Source organism: Ruegeria sp. YTSA219, from assembly GCF_059609985.1.
The window spans coordinates 142,079-160,242 of sequence record NZ_JBXWMT010000006.1 but is presented as its reverse complement, the minus strand read 5'-3'; the positions used below and the strand labels follow the sequence as shown (position 1 = coordinate 160,242).

General features: G+C 57.4%; 22 protein-coding genes. 15 read left to right on the top strand and 7 right to left on the bottom strand.

Annotation, left to right across the window (positions count from 1 at the left end):
* Positions 1–14: 14 nt before the first annotated feature.
* Positions 15–3,359 carry a carbamoyl-phosphate synthase large subunit gene (gene carB / locus AC2FFB_RS10920; protein WP_271949249.1) on the bottom strand — a complete coding sequence of 1,115 codons (3,345 nt, stop codon included), beginning with the start codon at positions 3,357–3,359 and terminating at the stop codon, positions 15–17.
* Between the two features lie 177 nt (positions 3,360–3,536).
* Here carB and AC2FFB_RS10915 point away from each other — a divergent pair, with 177 nt between their 5' ends.
* The 4 genes from AC2FFB_RS10915 (at position 3,537) to aspS (ending at position 7,789) form a co-directional block, all read left to right on the top strand.
* Positions 3,537–4,664 carry an aminodeoxychorismate synthase component I gene (locus tag AC2FFB_RS10915; protein ID WP_496689565.1) on the top strand — a complete coding sequence of 376 codons (1,128 nt, stop codon included), beginning with the start codon at positions 3,537–3,539 and terminating at the stop codon, positions 4,662–4,664.
* A complete protein-coding gene (locus AC2FFB_RS10910) occupies positions 4,619–5,266 on the top strand; it encodes an aminotransferase class IV family protein (RefSeq protein WP_496689567.1) in 648 nt (215 codons plus the stop codon). The genes AC2FFB_RS10915 and AC2FFB_RS10910 overlap by 46 nt, the downstream gene beginning before the upstream one ends.
* A complete protein-coding gene (locus AC2FFB_RS10905) occupies positions 5,263–5,934 on the top strand; it encodes a CPBP family intramembrane glutamic endopeptidase (RefSeq protein WP_496689569.1) in 672 nt (223 codons plus the stop codon). Before AC2FFB_RS10910 ends, AC2FFB_RS10905 begins: the two co-directional genes overlap by 4 nt.
* Positions 5,935–6,013: 79 nt before the next feature.
* Entirely contained in the window at positions 6,014–7,789 is a 1,776-nt protein-coding gene (aspS, locus tag AC2FFB_RS10900) for an aspartate--tRNA ligase (RefSeq protein ID WP_142636592.1), read from the top strand.
* A gap of 194 nt (positions 7,790–7,983) precedes the next feature.
* On the opposite strand, the gene AC2FFB_RS10895 is transcribed toward aspS, so the two are convergent.
* Positions 7,984–8,700, bottom strand: coding sequence for a response regulator (locus tag AC2FFB_RS10895; RefSeq protein WP_496874898.1), 717 nt, complete (start codon positions 8,698–8,700; stop codon positions 7,984–7,986).
* 134 nt (positions 8,701–8,834) lie between these two features.
* Between AC2FFB_RS10895 and mce the strand changes: the two genes are divergently transcribed.
* Both mce and AC2FFB_RS10885 read left to right on the top strand, forming a co-directional pair.
* Positions 8,835–9,239: a methylmalonyl-CoA epimerase gene (gene mce, locus AC2FFB_RS10890; protein ID WP_281972677.1), complete on the top strand. Its 405-nt coding sequence runs from the start codon at positions 8,835–8,837 to the stop codon at positions 9,237–9,239.
* A gap of 17 nt (positions 9,240–9,256) precedes the next feature.
* Entirely contained in the window at positions 9,257–9,532 is a 276-nt protein-coding gene (locus AC2FFB_RS10885; RefSeq protein WP_496689574.1) for a DUF1467 family protein, read from the top strand.
* Between the two features lie 3 nt (positions 9,533–9,535).
* Here the strand turns inward: AC2FFB_RS10885 and AC2FFB_RS10880 are convergent, their stop codons facing one another.
* Complete coding sequence (locus AC2FFB_RS10880) at positions 9,536–10,234, bottom strand: EI24 domain-containing protein (protein WP_282021506.1); 699 nt, start codon at positions 10,232–10,234, stop codon at positions 9,536–9,538.
* Positions 10,231–10,809 (bottom strand): nitroreductase family protein, encoded by a 579-nt coding sequence (locus tag AC2FFB_RS10875; protein WP_496874897.1) that lies wholly within the window; start codon positions 10,807–10,809, stop codon positions 10,231–10,233. Before AC2FFB_RS10875 ends, AC2FFB_RS10880 begins: the two co-directional genes overlap by 4 nt.
* A 136-nt stretch (positions 10,810–10,945) precedes the next feature.
* On the opposite strand from AC2FFB_RS10875, the gene AC2FFB_RS10870 reads away from it, so the two are divergent.
* The gene (locus AC2FFB_RS10870; protein WP_281994966.1) at positions 10,946–11,221 is read left to right on the top strand and encodes a DUF167 domain-containing protein; all 276 of its coding nucleotides are present in this window, start codon (positions 10,946–10,948) and stop codon (positions 11,219–11,221) included.
* Here the strand turns inward: AC2FFB_RS10870 and AC2FFB_RS10865 are convergent.
* Positions 11,212–11,457 carry a DUF8831 family protein gene (locus tag AC2FFB_RS10865; protein ID WP_271949269.1) on the bottom strand — a complete coding sequence of 82 codons (246 nt, stop codon included), beginning with the start codon at positions 11,455–11,457 and terminating at the stop codon, positions 11,212–11,214. The two genes, AC2FFB_RS10870 and AC2FFB_RS10865, sit on opposite strands and share 10 nt — an antisense overlap.
* Positions 11,458–11,579: 122 nt before the next feature.
* Between AC2FFB_RS10865 and AC2FFB_RS10860 the strand changes: the two genes are divergently transcribed.
* The 5 genes from AC2FFB_RS10860 (at position 11,580) to AC2FFB_RS10840 (ending at position 13,511) form a co-directional block, all read left to right on the top strand.
* On the top strand, positions 11,580–12,287 hold the full coding sequence (locus AC2FFB_RS10860; protein WP_271949271.1) for a M48 family metallopeptidase: 708 nt from the start codon (positions 11,580–11,582) through the stop codon (positions 12,285–12,287).
* On the top strand, positions 12,284–12,652 hold the full coding sequence (locus tag AC2FFB_RS10855) for a YigZ family protein (RefSeq protein ID WP_142636608.1): 369 nt from the start codon (positions 12,284–12,286) through the stop codon (positions 12,650–12,652). Before AC2FFB_RS10860 ends, AC2FFB_RS10855 begins: the two co-directional genes overlap by 4 nt.
* Before the next feature lie 64 nt (positions 12,653–12,716).
* Positions 12,717–12,974, top strand: a complete 258-nt coding sequence (locus tag AC2FFB_RS10850; RefSeq protein ID WP_496693872.1) for a DUF6455 family protein — start codon at positions 12,717–12,719, stop codon at positions 12,972–12,974.
* 10 nt (positions 12,975–12,984) lie between these two features.
* On the top strand, positions 12,985–13,257 hold the full coding sequence (locus tag AC2FFB_RS10845; RefSeq protein WP_271949276.1) for a DUF6455 family protein: 273 nt from the start codon (positions 12,985–12,987) through the stop codon (positions 13,255–13,257).
* Positions 13,254–13,511 carry a DUF6455 family protein gene (locus AC2FFB_RS10840; protein WP_271949278.1) on the top strand — a complete coding sequence of 86 codons (258 nt, stop codon included), beginning with the start codon at positions 13,254–13,256 and terminating at the stop codon, positions 13,509–13,511. Before AC2FFB_RS10845 ends, AC2FFB_RS10840 begins: the two co-directional genes overlap by 4 nt.
* Here the strand turns inward: AC2FFB_RS10840 and AC2FFB_RS10835 are convergent, their stop codons facing one another.
* Complete coding sequence (locus AC2FFB_RS10835) at positions 13,512–13,754, bottom strand: CDGSH iron-sulfur domain-containing protein (RefSeq protein WP_142636614.1); 243 nt, start codon at positions 13,752–13,754, stop codon at positions 13,512–13,514.
* A gap of 226 nt (positions 13,755–13,980) precedes the next feature.
* Here AC2FFB_RS10835 and AC2FFB_RS10830 point away from each other — a divergent pair, with 226 nt between their 5' ends.
* Positions 13,981–14,169, top strand: a complete 189-nt coding sequence (locus AC2FFB_RS10830) for a hypothetical protein (protein WP_142636616.1) — start codon at positions 13,981–13,983, stop codon at positions 14,167–14,169.
* Positions 14,170–14,300: 131 nt separating this feature from the next.
* Positions 14,301–14,657, top strand: a complete 357-nt coding sequence (locus AC2FFB_RS10825; RefSeq protein WP_496693871.1) for a diacylglycerol kinase — start codon at positions 14,301–14,303, stop codon at positions 14,655–14,657.
* 34 nt (positions 14,658–14,691) lie between these two features.
* On the opposite strand, the gene rimO is transcribed toward AC2FFB_RS10825, so the two are convergent.
* Positions 14,692–16,080 (bottom strand): 30S ribosomal protein S12 methylthiotransferase RimO, encoded by a 1,389-nt coding sequence (gene rimO / locus AC2FFB_RS10820; RefSeq protein WP_496693870.1) that lies wholly within the window; start codon positions 16,078–16,080, stop codon positions 14,692–14,694.
* 96 nt (positions 16,081–16,176) lie between these two features.
* On the opposite strand from rimO, the gene AC2FFB_RS10815 reads away from it, so the two are divergent.
* Positions 16,177–18,135, top strand: a complete 1,959-nt coding sequence (locus tag AC2FFB_RS10815) for an AsmA family protein (protein ID WP_496874896.1) — start codon at positions 16,177–16,179, stop codon at positions 18,133–18,135.
* Positions 18,136–18,164: the final 29 nt, after the last annotated feature.

Below are 18,164 nucleotides of genomic sequence, written 5' to 3'. Positions count from 1 at the left end.
GTAGTGGGAGAAGGTCAGCCTTGCAGGGACCTGACCTCGACATCACCTTCGGCCTGCGCCTTTATCGCCAACGCGGCAGCGTGGCTGGCGGCGGCGGTGGTGAAATATGGGATCTTGTCATAGAGCGCGATGGACCGGATGGCCTTGCTGTCCTCGACCGCCTGTGCACCTTCGGTGGTATTCATCACCAACTGTACCTGACCATCTTTAAGCATGTCAGCCACGTCGGGGCGACCTTCGTAGACCTTGTTGACCAGATCACAGGCAATACCGTGCTCGGCCAGCCAGCTTTGCGTTCCGCGGGTGGCGACAAGGGCAAAGCCCTGTGCGGCCAGAACCTGTGCGGCCTCAAGCATGGCAGGCGTCTTGTCGGCATCCTTGATCGAAATAAACGCACGTCCCGAGGATGGCAGCACCATTCCCGCACCCATCTGTGCTTTGAGGAAGGCGCGGGGGAAGTCGCGGTCCCAGCCCATGACTTCTCCGGTCGAGCGCATCTCAGGCCCCAGAATAGTGTCGACGCCGGGGAACCGGGCGAAGGGCAGCACCGCCTCTTTCACCGAGAACCACGGCATATCCGGGTCTGCCAGTGTCATCTGGTCGGCGATCTTGGTGTCGTCCACGGTCTTGTAAGCCGGGCGCAACGGGAAATCCGCGAGCTTCTCGCCGGCCATCACACGCGCGGCGATGGAGGCAATGGCGCTGTCCGTGGCTTTGGCCACAAATGGCACGGTGCGTGAGGCGCGCGGGTTGACTTCGATCAGGTAGATATCGTCATCCTTGATCGCAAATTGTACATTCATTAGGCCGACAACGTTCAACGCCTTGGCCAGCTTGAAAGTCTGATCCTTGATCCGGCTAATCACCTCTTTCGACAGCGAGTAGGGCGGCAGCGAACAGGCGCTATCGCCCGAATGCACGCCAGCCTCTTCGATATGCTGCATGATGCCTGCGACATGTACGTCCGTGCCGTCGCACAGGGCGTCGACATCCAGTTCAACCGCGCCCGCCAAATAGCTGTCCAGCAGCACGGGGCTGTCGCCCGAGACCACCACGGCCTCGTTGATATAGCGCCGCAGCTGGTCCATATCGCGCACGATTTCCATCGCGCGGCCACCCAGTACATAGGACGGGCGGATCACTAGCGGAAAGCCGATATCCTCGGCGATTTTCAGCGCCTGCTCGTCGGTCGAGGCAATGCCGTTATTGGGCTGTTTCAGGCCCAGATCGTTGACTAGCGCCTGGAAGCGTTCACGGTCTTCGGCCAGATCGATGGCGTCTGGCGTGGTGCCGAGGATCGGGATGCCTTCCTCTTCCAGCGCATTTGCCAGTTTCAGCGGGGTCTGACCGCCGAACTGCACGATTACTCCGTGCAACGTGCCGTTTTCTTGTTCCTTCGTCAGGATTTCCATCACGTGCTCGAAGGTCAGAGGCTCGAAATACAACCGATCCGAGGTGTCGTAGTCGGTCGACACGGTCTCGGGGTTGCAGTTTATCATGATAGTTTCATAGCCCGCTTCAGTCAGTGCGAAACAGGCGTGACAGCAGCAATAGTCAAACTCGATCCCCTGACCGATCCGGTTCGGGCCGCCGCCAAGGATGACGACCTTTTTGCGATCGCTCGGGCGTGCCTCGCACTCAACATCACCCATCATAGGGGCTTCGTAGGTCGAGTACATATAGGGCGTCTGCGCCTCAAACTCGGCAGCGCAAGTGTCGATGCGTTTGAACACTGCGTTAACACCCAGATTGCGGCGGGCGCGGCGTACATTGCCTTCGTCACGGCCTGTCAGGTTGCCCAAGCGCGCATCGGTAAAGCCAAGCATTTTCAGCCTGCGGATGCCTTCTTCGGTCACCGGCAGGCCGTCTTTGCGCAACTGACGCTCGGCCTCGATGATCTCGCGGATGCGGGCCAGGAACCAAGGGTCAAATTTGGTGACACCAAAAATCTCATCATCGGTCAAACCGTGACGCATGGCCTGCGCGATGGTGCGCAGACGGTCGGGGGTTTGCTTGCTGATCGCTTTGATCACCGCGACTTTGTCACTGACCTCGTCCCAGACACCAACGTTCAGGCCGGGGATTTCCACTTCATCAAAGCCAGTCAGGCCGGATTCCATCGAGGCCAGCGCCTTTTGCATCGATTCGTGGATCGTGCGGCCAATGGACATGGCCTCACCCACCGATTTCATCGCCGTGGTCAGGTAAGGTTCAGAGCCGGGGAACTTTTCGAACGCAAATTTCGGAATTTTTGTCACGACATAGTCGATGGTTGGCTCGAAGGAGGCGGGCGTGACCTTGGTGATGTCATTGTCCAGTTCGTCCAGCGTATAGCCAACAGCCAGTTTGGCCGCGATCTTCGCAATCGGGAACCCGGTCGCCTTGGACGCCAGCGCGGACGAACGCGACACGCGGGGGTTCATCTCGATCACGACCATTCGGCCGTCTTCGGGGTTGATCGCCCATTGTACGTTCGAACCGCCGGTCTCGACCCCAATCTCGCGCAGAACGGCGATGGAGCCGTTGCGCATGATCTGGTATTCTTTGTCGGTCAGTGTCAGGGCAGGGGCCACGGTGATCGAGTCGCCGGTATGCACACCCATCGGGTCGATATTCTCAATGGAACAGACGATGATGGCGTTGTCGGCCGTGTCGCGTACCACCTCCATCTCATACTCTTTCCAACCCAGCAGGCTCTCATCGACGAGGATTTGGTTTACCGGCGAGGCATCCATGCCCGAGCGGCAGAAGTGAATATAATCCTCGCGGTTATAAGCCACACCGCCGCCGGTGCCGCCCATGGTAAAGGCGGGGCGAATGATGGCAGGCAGGCCGATGTCTTCCAGATCGCCCAAGGCAATCTGGACGCCAGCATCAAGATCGGTGGAGCCGTCGTCGCGCTTGGGGGCGGTAACAATGGTGGCCTTGGGGTTTTCGATGCCCAGCCGATCCATCGCTTCGCGGAATAGTTTGCGGTCTTCGGCCATTTCGATGGCGTCGCGGGTCGCACCGATCATCTCGACACCGAACTCGTCCAGTACGCCCATCTCTTCCAGTGCAAGTGAGGTGTTCAGTCCGGTCTGCCCACCCATTGTGGGCAACAAGGCGTCGGGGCGTTCCTTCTCGATGATCTTGGCGACAACTTCGGGCGTGATCGGCTCGATATAAGTGGCATCAGCCAGACCGGGATCGGTCATGATTGTCGCCGGGTTTGAGTTTACCAGAATGACCCGGTATCCTTCTTCGCGCAGGGCTTTACAGGCCTGTGCGCCTGAATAGTCGAATTCGCAGGCCTGACCGATGACAATGGGGCCCGCCCCGATGATCATGATCGACTGGATGTCGGTTCTTCTCGGCATAGCCTGTTTCCTTCGGTTAACTGCGAGTCAGGGCACCGCCCGCGTGCCCAAATTGTTCTGCGTTATAGGGACCGCGCCAAAAGGTTCAAGAGGTATCGGAAACAGGGGCGAAATTGCCGCTTTCCCCTCTTTCCCTTACCGCCGTATTGTCTATACCGCGCAGCACGACAAATGAGGATGCACGTGCGTATTCGTTTTGATCAGGGGCCGGCCGGATCGGGAACTTATTTCGAACGGCCAGACCGGGTGATCCGCGCAGACAAAGCGGAAGACGTGCCACAGGCTTTGGCGGCGCTGGATGAGGCACGCGCGGATGGGGCCTGGCTGGCCGGTTATGCAAGCTATGAGCTTGGATATGCGTTGGAACCCCGCCTGTTGGTCCGGATGCCTACTGACCGCCGCCTGCCACTGCTGTGTTTCGGCGCCTATGATGCGCCAGGCCAGGCCGATCTGCCCGCACCCCTAGGCGGTGTTGCCGAATTCACACCGCGCTGGGACGAGGCAAGATATGCACGCGCCTTTCAGCTGGTCCACGATGCGATCGGGGCCGGGGATATCTATCAGGCCAACCTGACGTTCCCCATTGATCTGACGGTCCAAGGCGACAGCGCCGCGCTTTATGCCGCACTGGCAGCAGGCCAGCCCGTTGGTCACGGGGCGTTGGTGCTGCAGGATGGTCTGCCCGATCTGCTCAGCCGTTCGCCCGAGCTGTTCTTTCGCACCGATGCTGATCGGATGATCGAAACCCGCCCGATGAAGGGCACGCAGCCGCGCAGCGAAGACATGGCCGAGGATGCGCGCCGCCGCGATTTCCTGTCGGTTGACGACAAGAACCGCGCCGAAAACCTCATGATCGTCGACCTTCTGCGCAATGATATCAGCCGCGTCGCTTTGCCGGGGTCGGTGAAGGTGCCCGAGCTGTTCAAGGTCGAAACATATGCAACCGTGCATCAGATGATCTCGCTGGTGCAGGCACAGCTGCATCTTGGGGCAGAACTTTCCGATATCCTAAACGCGTTATTTCCCTGCGGCTCGATCACAGGCGCGCCCAAAATTCGCGCGATGGAGATCTTGACCGATCTCGAACCCTGGCCACGCGATATCTATTGTGGTGCTATCGGTTGGGCCGCGCCAGACGGGCGATCCGAGTTCAACGTGGCTATTCGCACGCTGATGGTCGACGGCAACAAGGCCACGCTGAATGTGGGTGGGGGCGTCGTTTGGGACAGCACTGCCCCATCCGAATATGAGGAAGCGCTATGGAAGGCACGTTTCGCCCACCAGCTGACCCTGACTTCCGTCTGATCGAAACGCTGGCATTCCGGCCAGAGAGCGGGTTTGTGCGTGTTGGAAAACATCTGGCCCGGATGGAGCGTTCGGCACGGGCATTGGGGCTTCCTTTCGATGCAGGGCGCGCGATTGCAACGCTTGACCAAGTTGCGGGTTCAATCTCGTTGCGCTGTCGATTGACGATGGACATCAGTGGCGGGTTTGGCGTGACAACTGGTGCACTGGCGGATAACCCGTCCGTCTGGCGGGTCGCAGTTTCCAATACGAGGCTTGCCGCCTCTGATATCTGGTTGCAGCACAAGACGACGCAGCGCGATGTTTATGACCGGGCCCGGGCGGCACTGCCCGAGGGCGTAGATGAGTGGCTGTTTCTGAATGAGCGTGACGAAGTGTGCGAGGGCACCATCACTAACATCTTTCTGGGCATGCCCGATGGTCGTTGCCTGACGCCGCCCTTGTCCTCCGGTTTGCTTCCCGGGATCTTGCGCGAAGACTTGCTGGAAAATAATAAAGTCAGCGAGGCGGTGCTGACCATGACCAACCTGCAAAGCGCGGAAAGGTTCTGGATGGGCAATTCCTTGCGAGGCCTGATCTGGGCAGAATTGGCGGTACTGTGAACAGGCAAACCGATTGGGCTGAAGCCGCAGCATCTTCCCGTTGGTTGCGACTGGAATTCGGTTTGTTCTTCGTCGCCATACCTGTGCTGATCGCCGTACTTTTCCCGCCAAACTGGATGTTTCCATCGCTGTTTACCTTTACGGCCATCGGGATCGTGTTGTTGCATTTCACGCACGGATTTGCTTGGGCTGAATTGCGATATAACTGGCGCAACTGGTCCTGGCCCGAAGTCGCCGGCTTTGCTGTGGGAATGACACTGTTTTGTGTTGCGCTAGTACGACTGACCCGTCCCGAAGCTGCCTTTTTCCTGTTGCACAACCAACCCGAGCTGCTGGCGATGATTTGGGTGTTTTACCCATTCGTTTCCGCCCTGCCGCAAGAGCTGCTGTTCCGGTCGCTGTTCTTTCGTCGTTACCACGCGATCCTGCCCAATGGACGCACAGCTTATCTGCTGAATGCATCGCTCTTCTCGCTTGCGCATTTGATGTATTGGAGCTGGATCGTAGCTCTGATGACATTTGCCGGAGGGTTGCTGTTCACCTGGGCCTATCGCAAACGCGGATCGTTTTTCTATGCGGTTCTGCTGCATGCCATCGCGGGGAACATCATCTTTGCGGTGGGTCTGGGCATCTATTTCTACTCAGGCAACGTGCAAAGGCCGTTTTGACGGTGCGACTTGCCTTGACTTTCCCAGTCTGACGCGGTGTATCGGCCCGACCAATTCTGCGCCCGAAGGGATATGATCCATGCACGCCTATCGCAGCCACACCTGCGCCGCTCTGACCGCCGCCAATGTCGGTGAAACCGTTCGCCTGTCTGGCTGGGTGCATCGGGTCCGAGATCACGGCGGCGTTCTATTCATCGACCTTCGCGATCATTTCGGCGTCACACAGGTTTTGTGCGACGGCGACAGCGCGGCATTCGCCGAACTGGAAAAAGTCCGCTCGGAATGGTGTATCCGTATCGATGGCACAGTCAAAGCGCGCGCCGCCGATCTGGTGAACGCGAAATTGCCCACGGGCGAGATCGAAGTTTACGTGCGCGAGTTGGAAGTACTGGGCGCCGCTGACGAGCTGCCGCTGATGGTGTTCGGCGATCAGGAATACCCTGAGGAAACGCGCCTGCGCTATCGCTATCTGGACCTGCGCCGCGAAGTGATGCAGCAGAATATGACCTTGCGCTCGGACGTTGTTGCCTCGATGCGCCGCCGGATGTGGGATCAGGGCTTCCGCGAGTATCAGACGCCGATTATCACCGCATCGTCGCCTGAAGGCGCGCGTGACTTCCTTGTGCCGTCGCGTTTGCACCCGGGCAAGTTCTACGCGCTGCCGCAGGCCCCACAGCAGTTCAAACAGCTGATCATGGTATCGGGCTTCGACAAGTATTTCCAGATTGCGCCCTGTTTCCGCGACGAAGATCCGCGTGCCGACCGCTCACCCACCGATTTCTACCAGCTTGACCTTGAGATGTCGTTTGTTGAGCAGCAAGACGTATTCGACACGATTCAGCCCGTTCTGACCGGCGTGTTCGAAGAGTTCGGCGGCGGCCGTAAAGTCGATCAGGACTGGCCGCAGATTTCCTACAAGGACGCGGCCCTGTGGTATGGCAGCGACAAGCCCGACCTGCGGAATCCTATTAAAATGCAAGTGGTCTCCGACCACTTCCGCGGGTCTGGCTTCGCGATTTTCGCGAAGCTGTTGGAGCAGGATGGCACCGAAATTCGCGCCATACCAGCGCCCACAGGCGGCAGCCGCAAGTTCTGCGATCGCATGAACGCCTTTGCCCAGAAAGAGGGTCTGCCCGGTATGGGCTATATCTTCTGGCGCGATCAGGGTGAAGGGATGGAGGCCGCTGGTCCACTGGCCAAAAACATTGGCCCTGAACGGACCGAGGCGATCCGCCAGCAGTTGGGTCTGGGCGTCGGAGACGCTGCGTTCTTCCTGGGCGGCAAACCGAAAGCCTTTGAAAAGGTGGCCGGCAGGGCGCGCGATGTGATCGGTGATGAACTGAACCTGACCGAGAAAGACCGCTTTGCCTTTGCCTGGATCGTCGATTTCCCGATCTATGAGCAAGACGAAGAAACCGGTGCGATCGACTTTGAACACAACCCCTTCTCGATGCCGCAGGGCGGGATGGAGGCGCTGAACGGCAATCCTCTGGACGTGCGCGGTTATCAATATGACCTGGCCTGTAACGGATACGAGCTGGTCTCGGGCGCGATCCGGAACCACAAGCCCGAGATCATGCTGAAGGCTTTTGAGCTGGCTGGCTACGGCGCGGATGAGGTGAAATCCCGCTTTGGCGCGCTGTTCAACGCCTTCCACTATGGCGCCCCGCCGCACGGTGGCTGTGCAGCTGGTATCGACCGGATCGTGATGCTTTTGGCCGATGAAGCCAATATCCGCGAAGTCATGATGTTCCCGATGAACCAGCGTGCCGAGGATCTGATGATGCAGGCACCGTCCGACCCGGCCTCGGACCAGCTGATGGAGTTGGGCCTGCGGATTATCCCTCAGGACTGATAGAAAACCCGCCACAGTCGCCTGTGGCGGTTTTTTCTGTTTTCAACCCATTCCCAATTCGCTGTTAGCGGGTTTACAGGAAATGGTCCTTTTTCCTCTCGCGGCTGTTCCGAATGTCACGCGCGCTGACGCGTGTCTGTCTGTATGCCCACAAACAAAGGAGCGATGCGGTAATTAGATATGCGGTTGTCACTTCAGATAGCCTCGCGCTGTTCCAGACGGGCCTGCACTATTCCCGCAACCTGGGCTGTCAGAGCGGTGATGGGCATACCTGCGGCGCGTGAGGCTGCCAACTGCTGGGCGGCTTCGGCCAGAACCGTATCTTCCGCATCACGGGCAACGCCGCGCAGGAATTGGGCCGCATAGTCCAGTGACCGATGGTCATTCGGTCCGGCCAGAACATCTGCGATATGTGCCATGTCGTCCTGATAGGCCATAGGATCGGGGCATATCACCTCATCCTGAACGGCGTGGAGTGTGCAGGGGCGGCGGTCTTCAGGTAGAAAATTCAGAATAGACGACTGGAAATAGGACAGTGAGTTAAGCGGTTTGGCAAGAAACCCGTCCGCGCCAACCTCTGTCGCAAGGGTTTCTGAATTGTCGTCGCCTGACATGCCCAGGATCGCTCCGATCCGGGGCGTAGTCATGGCCAATTCGGCAATCAGATCAGCACCAGAGCCATCTGGCAGCCCCATATCCACCAAGATCACCGAAGGTCGATAGATCTGAAGATGGCGCCGGGCGGACTTCAGGCAATCGGCCCGCCTGATCCGCGCACCCGAATGCAAACACATTAACCGGATAGCGTCGCAGGCATAGCGGCTGTCTTCAACAACCAAAATGGTTTGTCCCAGCAGCGGCCGCGTGGCCGTTGGCTGTGCGGGTGCGGTGAAGGGGCTCGAATCGTCCATGGCAGAACTCCTATTCAGCAGATGCTTCACGCTAGGAACTTCTGGCTAACACGGGGTTAACGGCAATTTGGCGCACTTGTCCTTTGCCTGATCTGTCCCCATAACCGCTGCAACTCAGAAGGTAGGAGAGTTCCATGATTGGCCGCTTAAACCACGTTGCCATTGCCGTCCCTGATCTTATGGCGGCGTCTGAACAGTACCGCAGCGCTTTAGGTGCCAAGGTTGGCACGCCGCAGGATGAACCTGATCACGGCGTTACTGTGGTGTTCATTGAATTGCCCAACACCAAGATCGAGTTGCTTTATCCTTTGGGCGATGACAGCCCGATCAACGGTTTTCTAGAGAAGAACCCCGCCGGCGGAATCCATCATGTCTGCTATGAGGTGGAGGATATCATTGCCGCGCGTGATCACCTGAAAGAAACCGGCGCCCGGGTGCTGGGTAGCGGTGAACCCAAGATCGGCGCGCACGGGAAACCGGTTCTTTTCCTGCATCCCAAAGATTTCAACGGCTGTCTGGTCGAGTTGGAACAAGTATAAACACCGGAGGTGTACACATGACGATCACTGCAGGACTGGTTCTGTTTGCCGTCATCTGGTTCATGACGCTTTTGGTGATTCTGCCGATCCGCATCAAGACCCAGGGTGATTTGGGCGAGGTCGTTCCCGGCACCCATTCAGGGGCCCCGGAAGTGCATCACATGAAGAAAAAGCTATGGATCACCACCGGGGTGTCGGTCATGCTCTGGGCTATCATTGCAGGGATTATTATTTCGGGCGTGATTTCGGTACGGGATTTCGATTGGCTAAATCAAATGGAGCCGCGAAACTAGGCGTCAGGGCGTTGGCCCTGACAGCTTATGAAAGATATGCGTGAATGTAGCAGCTCCGATAATCGGGATCACAAGGTTCACCAGCGGAATAGACAGTGGGATGGCCATCAATGTGCCCGCAAGCCAAATTGTTGACGAATGTTGTGCCCGCAGTTTTCGCGCGCCCTCACGCCCGATACGGCGCATGGCTGCCAGCGTAAAATACTCACGCCCCAGCAGAAATCCGTTCATCGCCCAAAAGATAAACGGGGCCAGTGGCGTGAAGATCGCATAAAGGATCAGCGCCAGAAGGTTGGCCAGGATCAACACGCCCATAAAGCCAAGCGCGTCAGTGATCGCATCGCCTATCGGGATGCGTGGAACCGCGGGCAGGCTCGGATAATGCCTGTCCTCTACAGCTTGCGCGACATCGTCCAGAAACACAGACGTGATGGCTGAGGCGACGGGAATCATCAGAAACACTGGCAGGATCAGCACCAGGAAAATGCCGGAATAGCTGAGGACGTCATTCAGCCAGGGAACTGCACCAATGAATGGGAGCGATATCTCGTCCCCTGACAGCCGGTTGATCAGCCAAATTGCACCGGCGCAGGCTGCGATCAGCATCAGGATGGTCAGGCCGATACCTCGCAGCAGAACCCCGCGGAATTTCGGGTCTCCGATCTGACCAAGCGCTGAAAAAAAGGCGTTGAGGATGATCATTCTGTGACCCATTCGGTCAGGGCATCAACATCCGGGCGGGGGCGTTCGGGCGGGGTCGAGCCCTCGGTCGCGATATGGATCAGACCGGCAACCCGTTCGTTATCCTGCAATTCAAACGCCTTGCGACAGAATTCCGGATCGTGGGTTTGCCAGCCAGACAACCAATTCGCGCCCCATCCTGCGGTCAAAGCAGCGTTCAGCAAAGCAAGGCAAACAGCCCCGGCAGAATAGGTCTGCTCGATGGCTGGAATCTTTTCCGAAGGCTTCTGAACCTCGATCACAGCGACGGCGAGATGGCCTAAATCGAACTGCCCGCGCGCTTTTTCAATGTCTTGAGGGGATTTGCCAAGCGCCTCACCGCATTCCTGCGTTAGCCCTGACAGGCGCCCCATTGCGCCTTTTTCAAGCACGATGAACCGCCAGGGTTCCAGTTTTCCGTGATCCGGGCTGCGGGCTGCTGCGGTCAGCAGGGGCATCAGCTGCTCACGGTCGGGGGCTGGTTCAATCAACGTTTTGGCTGGGCGCGATCGACGGTTCTGCAGAAACTCAAAAGCGGCCGGATTCTTCAAGGACATATGTTAACTTCCTTTACATAGGCTGTCTGTATCTGGTTGAACGTCTGGCGAGTTTCAAGTGCAATCGGCTGGACCAGTTGGATCAATTTCATTCCCCGCCCAACCGTGCAAGGGTCTTTGTTAACAGAAGGTGCCAATGGGAAAACCGAAACTAAGAAATCTTCCAGACCTGAGCGACCGTGTTGCACCGAATGCTGAGATTGCGGTCAGGGTTACCCCGAAAGCCGCAGCAGACAGGATTTTGGTTCGGGACGGAACGATCAGAATATATATCACTGCACCGCCCGAAAACGGCAGGGCAAATGAAGCCACACGTGAGCTTCTGGCGGTGGCGCTGGGGGTTGCTCCGTCCGCACTGATCCTGAAGCGCGGCCAGACATCGCGCGAGAAAGTCTTTGTGTGTCAGGCCTGATCGGGGGTTTCGCGAATTTGGTAAACACCTTCGGGCAGATCCAGTGCCGCAGCCAGATCACGAACCTGTTCGGGCGAAAGCGTAATCTTCTGAACCTGGTCAGTGCGCGGATCCAGTTGTTCCAGCGTTACGCATTCTGCAAAATTGTTAATAACCACATCCTCGTTCAAAGGCTTTTCGCCTTCGTCCACCAGGGTTATGACCGTCGAGTCGAATTCATGCTCAATCGAAAACATGTGTCCAGCTTGCCGGGCGGAACATTGCAATGCAACCCGTTCTTGGGAAATCGTCCGGTGGCGAACCGCCTTGTGTCGGGCTATGTTCGACGAAAAGGCATGACCGGACCAAAGGAAATAGTATGCGTCGCCTGATCTTGATGATATTTGGTCTGGTTCTGTCGGCCTGTGACACCGGTTCGTTACGCGTTCAGCCGGTAGAGGAATGGCAACAACCTTCAACTGATTTTCAGGTCGATGTGCTGACCTTTCGCGAAATCAGTCAAAGGGTCGGGGATGTGGCGCGCGCAGAGTGCAAGCGGCGCAGTAATGTCAGCAACTGCGATTTTTCGATCGTGGTTGATCTGAACCCTCGCGCACCAGCAAATGCTTTTCAAACCTTGGATGACGACAATCAACCAGTCATAATCTTCACCCGCGCGATGATTCAATCGGTGGAAAACGCCGATGAACTGGCCTTTGTGATGGGGCATGAATCTGCTCATCACATCCTGCGCCATATTCCCCGCCAGTCCGAAAACTCACGGGAAAGTGCCGCGATTTTTGGCGAGCTTGCACGCATAGCGGGGGCAAATGACGCCGATCTTGAACAGGCGCAGAAGCTGGGCGCGCAGGTGGGTGCCCAGATTTATGTCAAGGACTTTGAACTGGAAGCGGACCGGTTGGGAACGATCATCACGCACCGGGCAGGTTATAATCCCTTGTTAGGAGCCCGCTATTTTGCCCGAATTCCTGACCCGGGCGATCGTTTTCTAGGCACCCATCCACCGAATGCTCAGCGCGTCGAAATTGTTTTGGAAACCTCGCGGCAGCTTGGGCTGACACAATGACGGGACTGAAACGGTTGGGGGTTGTCTTGACGGACCGCGGATCGAAATATGCGGTGTCCGGCGCTTTGGTCAGTTCCCGTGACGAGGTGGCAGCTGTCCTGCAGGACCTGAAATCTGACAAAAGCTATGCCAAGGCCACGCACAATACCTGGGCCGCAATCCTGCCTACTGGTGCGCTCAAGGCGGATGACGGGGAAAGCGGTGCCGGAATGGTGATTCTGCGCATGCTGGAAAGGGCCGAACTGAGCGGTCATATCGTCATTGTCACTCGATGGTATGGCGGAAAAAAGCTGGGCGGTGATCGATTTCGCCGGGTTCAGGATGCAACACGGGCTTATCTGGACGAACTGGAATTGGGACTTTGACCTGCGTCAAGGCTTGGGCTGTTTCGTATTGCTAGTCTGATCGGACAAAGCGAAACGGAAAGGAATGCCAATGCCCGATCGCGAAACGCTTAGGCATCATGCTGGTCTTGTTGACCGTATGGCTGGCAAGCTGGGGGTGGATCTGCAGGAATCTGCAATCGCTGGACATATATCGGTGGATCAGATTACCGATGCGGTTCTGCGATGCACCGATTGCCCGAACCCGGGCCATTGCCAATCATTTTTGAATCAACCGGTTCTGGCAACGCAGACACCCGAATATTGCCGGAACCAAGATTTGTTAAGCAAGTTGATCCCTTAGGGGGGCCGCAATGCCGCGCCTTGGACACCTCATGACCCATTTGCGCCTTGTGTTGAGGATGGGGCAAGCGACAGGTACGGATATTGTGCGGGCCCACAATAAAGGTCGGCTAAGTCAGGAAGACTGGGCTGAAATGATCCGCCTGTGTCAGGGATGTGGCTGGGCGGCTGCCTGCCCGGATTGGATGGAAAGACATCCAGATGTTGCAGGAGCACCGCAAACCTGCCCGAACAAACATCAATTCGCCGCGTTGAAAGTAATACAAATGCAGGAATTGGGATGAAACACGCTGTACTGGGCGACGTGGAAAAGCACTTTTGGCTAACTCGATCCGTTGCCCGATGCCTTAAGATCTCGTTGACCGAAGCCATGTCCGACGGGCGGTTGAGCCCGGATGAATACGCCGAGATGGTAACGCGTTGCCGGGCCTCGGACTGTCACGAGAAATGCACGATATGGCTGGCGGCGCAGCAATCTGATCCCCGTTCAGCGCCCGGGTTCTGCGTAAATAGCCAGGTTTTCAACCGGCTGAAGTGATCAGATCTTGGAATGTGTCCCGTCGCAAAACGGTGGGTTAGCGCAGTTTTTACAGCCGCAGAAGAACAGTTTCTTGCTGGTATCAGCCGTGAACTTGACCGGTTCAAAGCCGGTTCCTTTGTGAGATCCATCACAAAATGGCTGCCGATTGGACCGGCCGCACGAGCACCAGAAATAGCTTTTTCCTTCGGTTACTTCGATTGGATAGGGCGCTTTTTGCGCAATGACTGGACCTTCTGGCATCTGGTTTCTCCGTTCGCTGACTTTCCCCAGTCTATCGCCTGAACAGATGTGCCGAAAGCAGTAGCTGCCACGCGGCACCCATTCCATAGGCAATCCCCCCGGCATGGTTTTGCCTGCTTTCGCAAACGCGCTGTTGATTTTATTGCAAAATTACCAACCACACCGTATTGTGAAGTCGGCCCCATGTTCAGGGCAATAACAGAAATTAACTAGAGGAATGACGGACATGAAACTCAAATTTGCTGCCGTTAGTGCGTTTGCCCTGGTTCTGGCTGCTTGCTCGCAACAGGAAGAGCCGACACCGGTATACATTACCCCAGATTATGACAAATACGGCACGCCGAGCTGCCCGGCAGGGACAGATCTGGCGACGACCGAAGCAGGTCAGACCGTATGTAATCCGACTGCTCAATAAGATTTTCGCGGGCGGATTCCGACATGGCCGCCCGCACAATCGAACAAAAAAGCCGCCCTATGGGTGGCTTTTTTATTGCCTGTCATACGGTGTTCGGGTTTCTGTTTGACCTATTGAATTACCGAGGTCGCATGAGAAAACTTGTCGCCCATCTAAAGGACCGCATCCGCTGGAGCAGGCAGGGATTGGCTGCCACTTGGCACGGTGAATACTCGTTCCGCGCTTGGGTCTGCGCTAATCTTGTTTCTGCGGGTCTGGCCCTGTGGCTGCCCCTGAGCGATGGCGTTCGGGCTCTGATACTGGTGATCGGTCTGTTGGTTCTGGTGGCCGAACTGTTCAACACGGCGATCGAACGGGCGGTGGATCATACTTCGACCGAACACAATCTATTGGCCGGGCAAGCCAAAGACGCCGCCAGCGCTGCGGTGGCACTGACTGCTTTGGCTGGCGGATTGGCCTGGGTAATCGGGCTGTTGAGCCTTTTCTGACTGCCGCTGGGTCGGTCAATTCAGTTACGTGTGGTTAGCGCAGCTTGCCCCATAGATCATATTCCCCGGCCTCGTCCACCTCGACCGAGACAATGTCGCCCGGCTTCAGGGCCTCAAACCCCTCGTCGATGAACAGATTGCCGTCGATCTCGGGCGCATCTGCGGTGGTGCGACAGGTCGCGGCCTCATCGTCGATATCATCCACGATGACATGCAGGGTATGGCCGACCTTGGCGGCCAGTTTGGCCCCGGAAATCGCCTGAGCCTTTTCCATGAACCTTTCCCATCGGTCTTGTTTGACATCGGCGGGCACATGGTCAGGTAGGTCGTTGGATCGGGCTCCTTCGACGTTCTCGTACTGAAAGCAGCCGACGCGATCCAGTTGCGCCTCGTCCATCCAGTCCAGAAGGGTCTGGAACTCAGCCTCGGTCTCGCCGGGATAGCCCACGATAAAGGTGGATCGCAGAGTGATGTCAGGACAGGTCGCGCGCCAGGCGGCGATCTCGTCCAATGTTCTGGCAGCTGCAGCGGGGCGGGCCATTCGTTTCAAAACATCCGGATGTGCGTGTTGAAAAGGGATATCCAGATAGGGCAGCACGTTGCTGCCCGGATCCGCCATCAGCGGGATCAGTTCACGTACATGCGGGTAGGGATATACATAGTGCAGACGAATCCAGGCATCCAACTGACCCAATTCACGCGCCAGATCGGTGATATGGCTGCGGACCTCACGGTCTTTCCAGGGATTCACGTCATACTTCCGGTCCAACCCATAGGCCGACGTGTCCTGAGAGATCACGAGCAATTCGCGCACACCGTTATCGACCAGCTTTTCCGCCTCGCGCAGAACAGCATGCGCCGGACGGCTGGCCAGTTTGCCGCGCATGTCCGGGATGATGCAGAACTTGCATTTGTGGTTACAGCCCTCGGATATCTTGAGATAGCTATAGTGGCGCGGCGTCAGTTGAACGTTGGCCGCAGGCAGCAGATCCACGAAAGGGTCGGGATCAGGCGGCACGGCCTTGTGTACCGCGTCCAGCACCTGCTCGTACTGATGTGGTCCGGTGACGGCCATGATACGGGGGTGATGCTCGCGGATGTAATCGGGTTCGGCCCCCAGGCATCCGGTTACGATAACCTTGCCGTTTTCCACCAAAGCCTCGCCGATGGCATCCAGAGACTCCGCCTTGGCGCTGTCCAGAAATCCGCAGGTATTCACAATCACGGCATCCGCGCCTGAATAGTCCGGCGAGATGCCGTATCCTTCGGCCCTCAGGCGCGTCAGAATCCGCTCGCTGTCGACCAAAGCCTTGGGGCAACCCAGCGATACCATGCCGATGGTCGGCTGGTTCGGACGTGGTGTATCAGTGATCCGGGCAGCAGGTGCCAGGTCGGGGCGGAGGTTTGGCGGGTTTGTGGTCATGGCGCGGCATATAGTGGGGAAAGCTTCCCCTTGCAAATGCGCTGCCGTCTTTGAATGATCTTTTTATAGCGTGCCAAATAAGTCGGAGAGCAGAAAATGAAATGGCTAATGCGCATCCTGTTCCTTTTGGTGGCTGTGGTCGGTCTTGTCATCGGCGCGTTGCTGCTGATGCCGGGCGACAAGTTGGCGACCATTCTGGCCGAGCAGGTCAAGGCACAAACCGGGCGTGATCTGAAACTGTCGGGGGGCGTTAAGCTGTCCTTCTGGCCTGTGCTGGGCATGGAAACCGGGGCGGTTTCCTTCGGAAATGCCTCGTGGGCGGGGTCTGAGCCGATGCTGAGCGCCGAAAGCCTGGCGGTTGGGGTCGATACCTTGGCCATTTTGTCCGGCGATGTGCTGATCAAACGGATTATTGCCGAGAATCCGACCCTCAGACTTGAACTGTCAGACGGGCGCGGAAACTGGGAGTTTGACACGGCCGTCGCCCCGACAGCCAGCGGCTCGGGTGGATCAAAACCGGCCGATGCATCGCGTGCGGTGACACTGGAGCATCTGAAACTGACTCAGGCGCGTCTGATCTTTGTTGAAAATGGATCGGCCCGATTTGATGTCGCAGATGTGGATTTGTCTGCCAGTTGGCCAGCAGTCTCGGCCCCCATGGTTCTGGATGCACAAATGCCGGTTCCGGGCGGTGAGGCCCGCGTGGATATCAAGATACCCGACTTGCCGGCTTATGCCACGGGCGCGGCATCCGAGATTGAACTTGCACTTGCGGCCCCTGGTGGTGACATCGGATTTGACGGGCGCGTCAACCTTGCCGGAGAGATGGACGGCAAGCTGCAGTTGAAAACCAAAGACACGGAAAAAATGCTGGCCGCGTTCGGTCAGGAGGGCGTTGGAGTGCCGCACGGGTTGGGCCGCGCTGCGAACGTGTCGGGGCAGATGACTTATACCAGAGATGGTCGCATATCTGTGCGCGATCTGGTGGCTTCACTCGACAGTAACCGTTTTACAGGCGAAGTTGATATTGTCATTTCCAACCCGCCACAGATCACTGCTCGGTTGGATGCCAGTGATCTTGATCTTTCTCGCTATAATCAAAGTGGTCATACGGTCTCGTCCAGTTCCGGCGGTTCCGGCTCGGGTGCTGCCTCGGAGGGGTGGTCAAGGGAACCGATCGACGCCTCGGCGCTGGCTTTGGCCAATGGTGAAGTTCGACTGACAGCCAAATCTATCGCGCTGCCCGAGCTGACGCTTGGCCCCAGCGACCTGACAATGCGGCTGGACCGGTCTCGGGCTGCATTGGAGATGAACCCGGCAACCTTGTTTTCCGGAACGCTGAACGGGCAGGTGGTGGCCAATAATCGGAATGGGTTGTCCGTTGGCGGCAAGATAAAGGCCAAGGGCATTGACCTCAAACAAGCTCTGACAGCCTTGATCGGGGTCGAGCGGCTGTCCGGGACCGGGTCAGGATCATTCGAGTTTCTGGGCGTTGGCCAGAATGAGAATCAGATCATGCGTTCTCTCAGCGGTAAGGGCCGCTTGGATGTAGGAAAGGGGTTGATATCGGGCTTTGACCTTGATCGTCTCATGGGACGAGGCAAAGGATCGGGTGGCACCACCGTGTTCAACAGCCTGACGGCTAGCTTCACCATTGATAAGGGCGTTATGCAGAACAACGATCTGTTGATGTCGCTGGACAATTTCCGCGCGGATGGCAAAGGAAAAGTCGGGATCGGAGCGCGCAATATCGACTATCTGTTCACGCCAGTCGCTCTGCGTGCGAATTCGGGAGAGGGCCTGTCGGTTCCGGTGCGTATCGTTGGACCATGGAGCAATCCGTCGATCAAGCCGGACCTGACCAAGGTGATCGAAGCGGCCGCCGGAGGAAAGGTCAAAGAGCTTGAGGATGATGTCAAAAAGAAAGTCATCGACAAGATAGGCGGCGATACCGGTACGGCCGGGACTGACGGGGACAGCGTCGAGGATGCGCTGAAGAACAAGCTTGAGGACGAGGCCAAGAAAGGACTGCTTAAGCTGTTTGGCGGAAATTGAAGTGTCGGGGCCAGCGCCCCGACACCAAC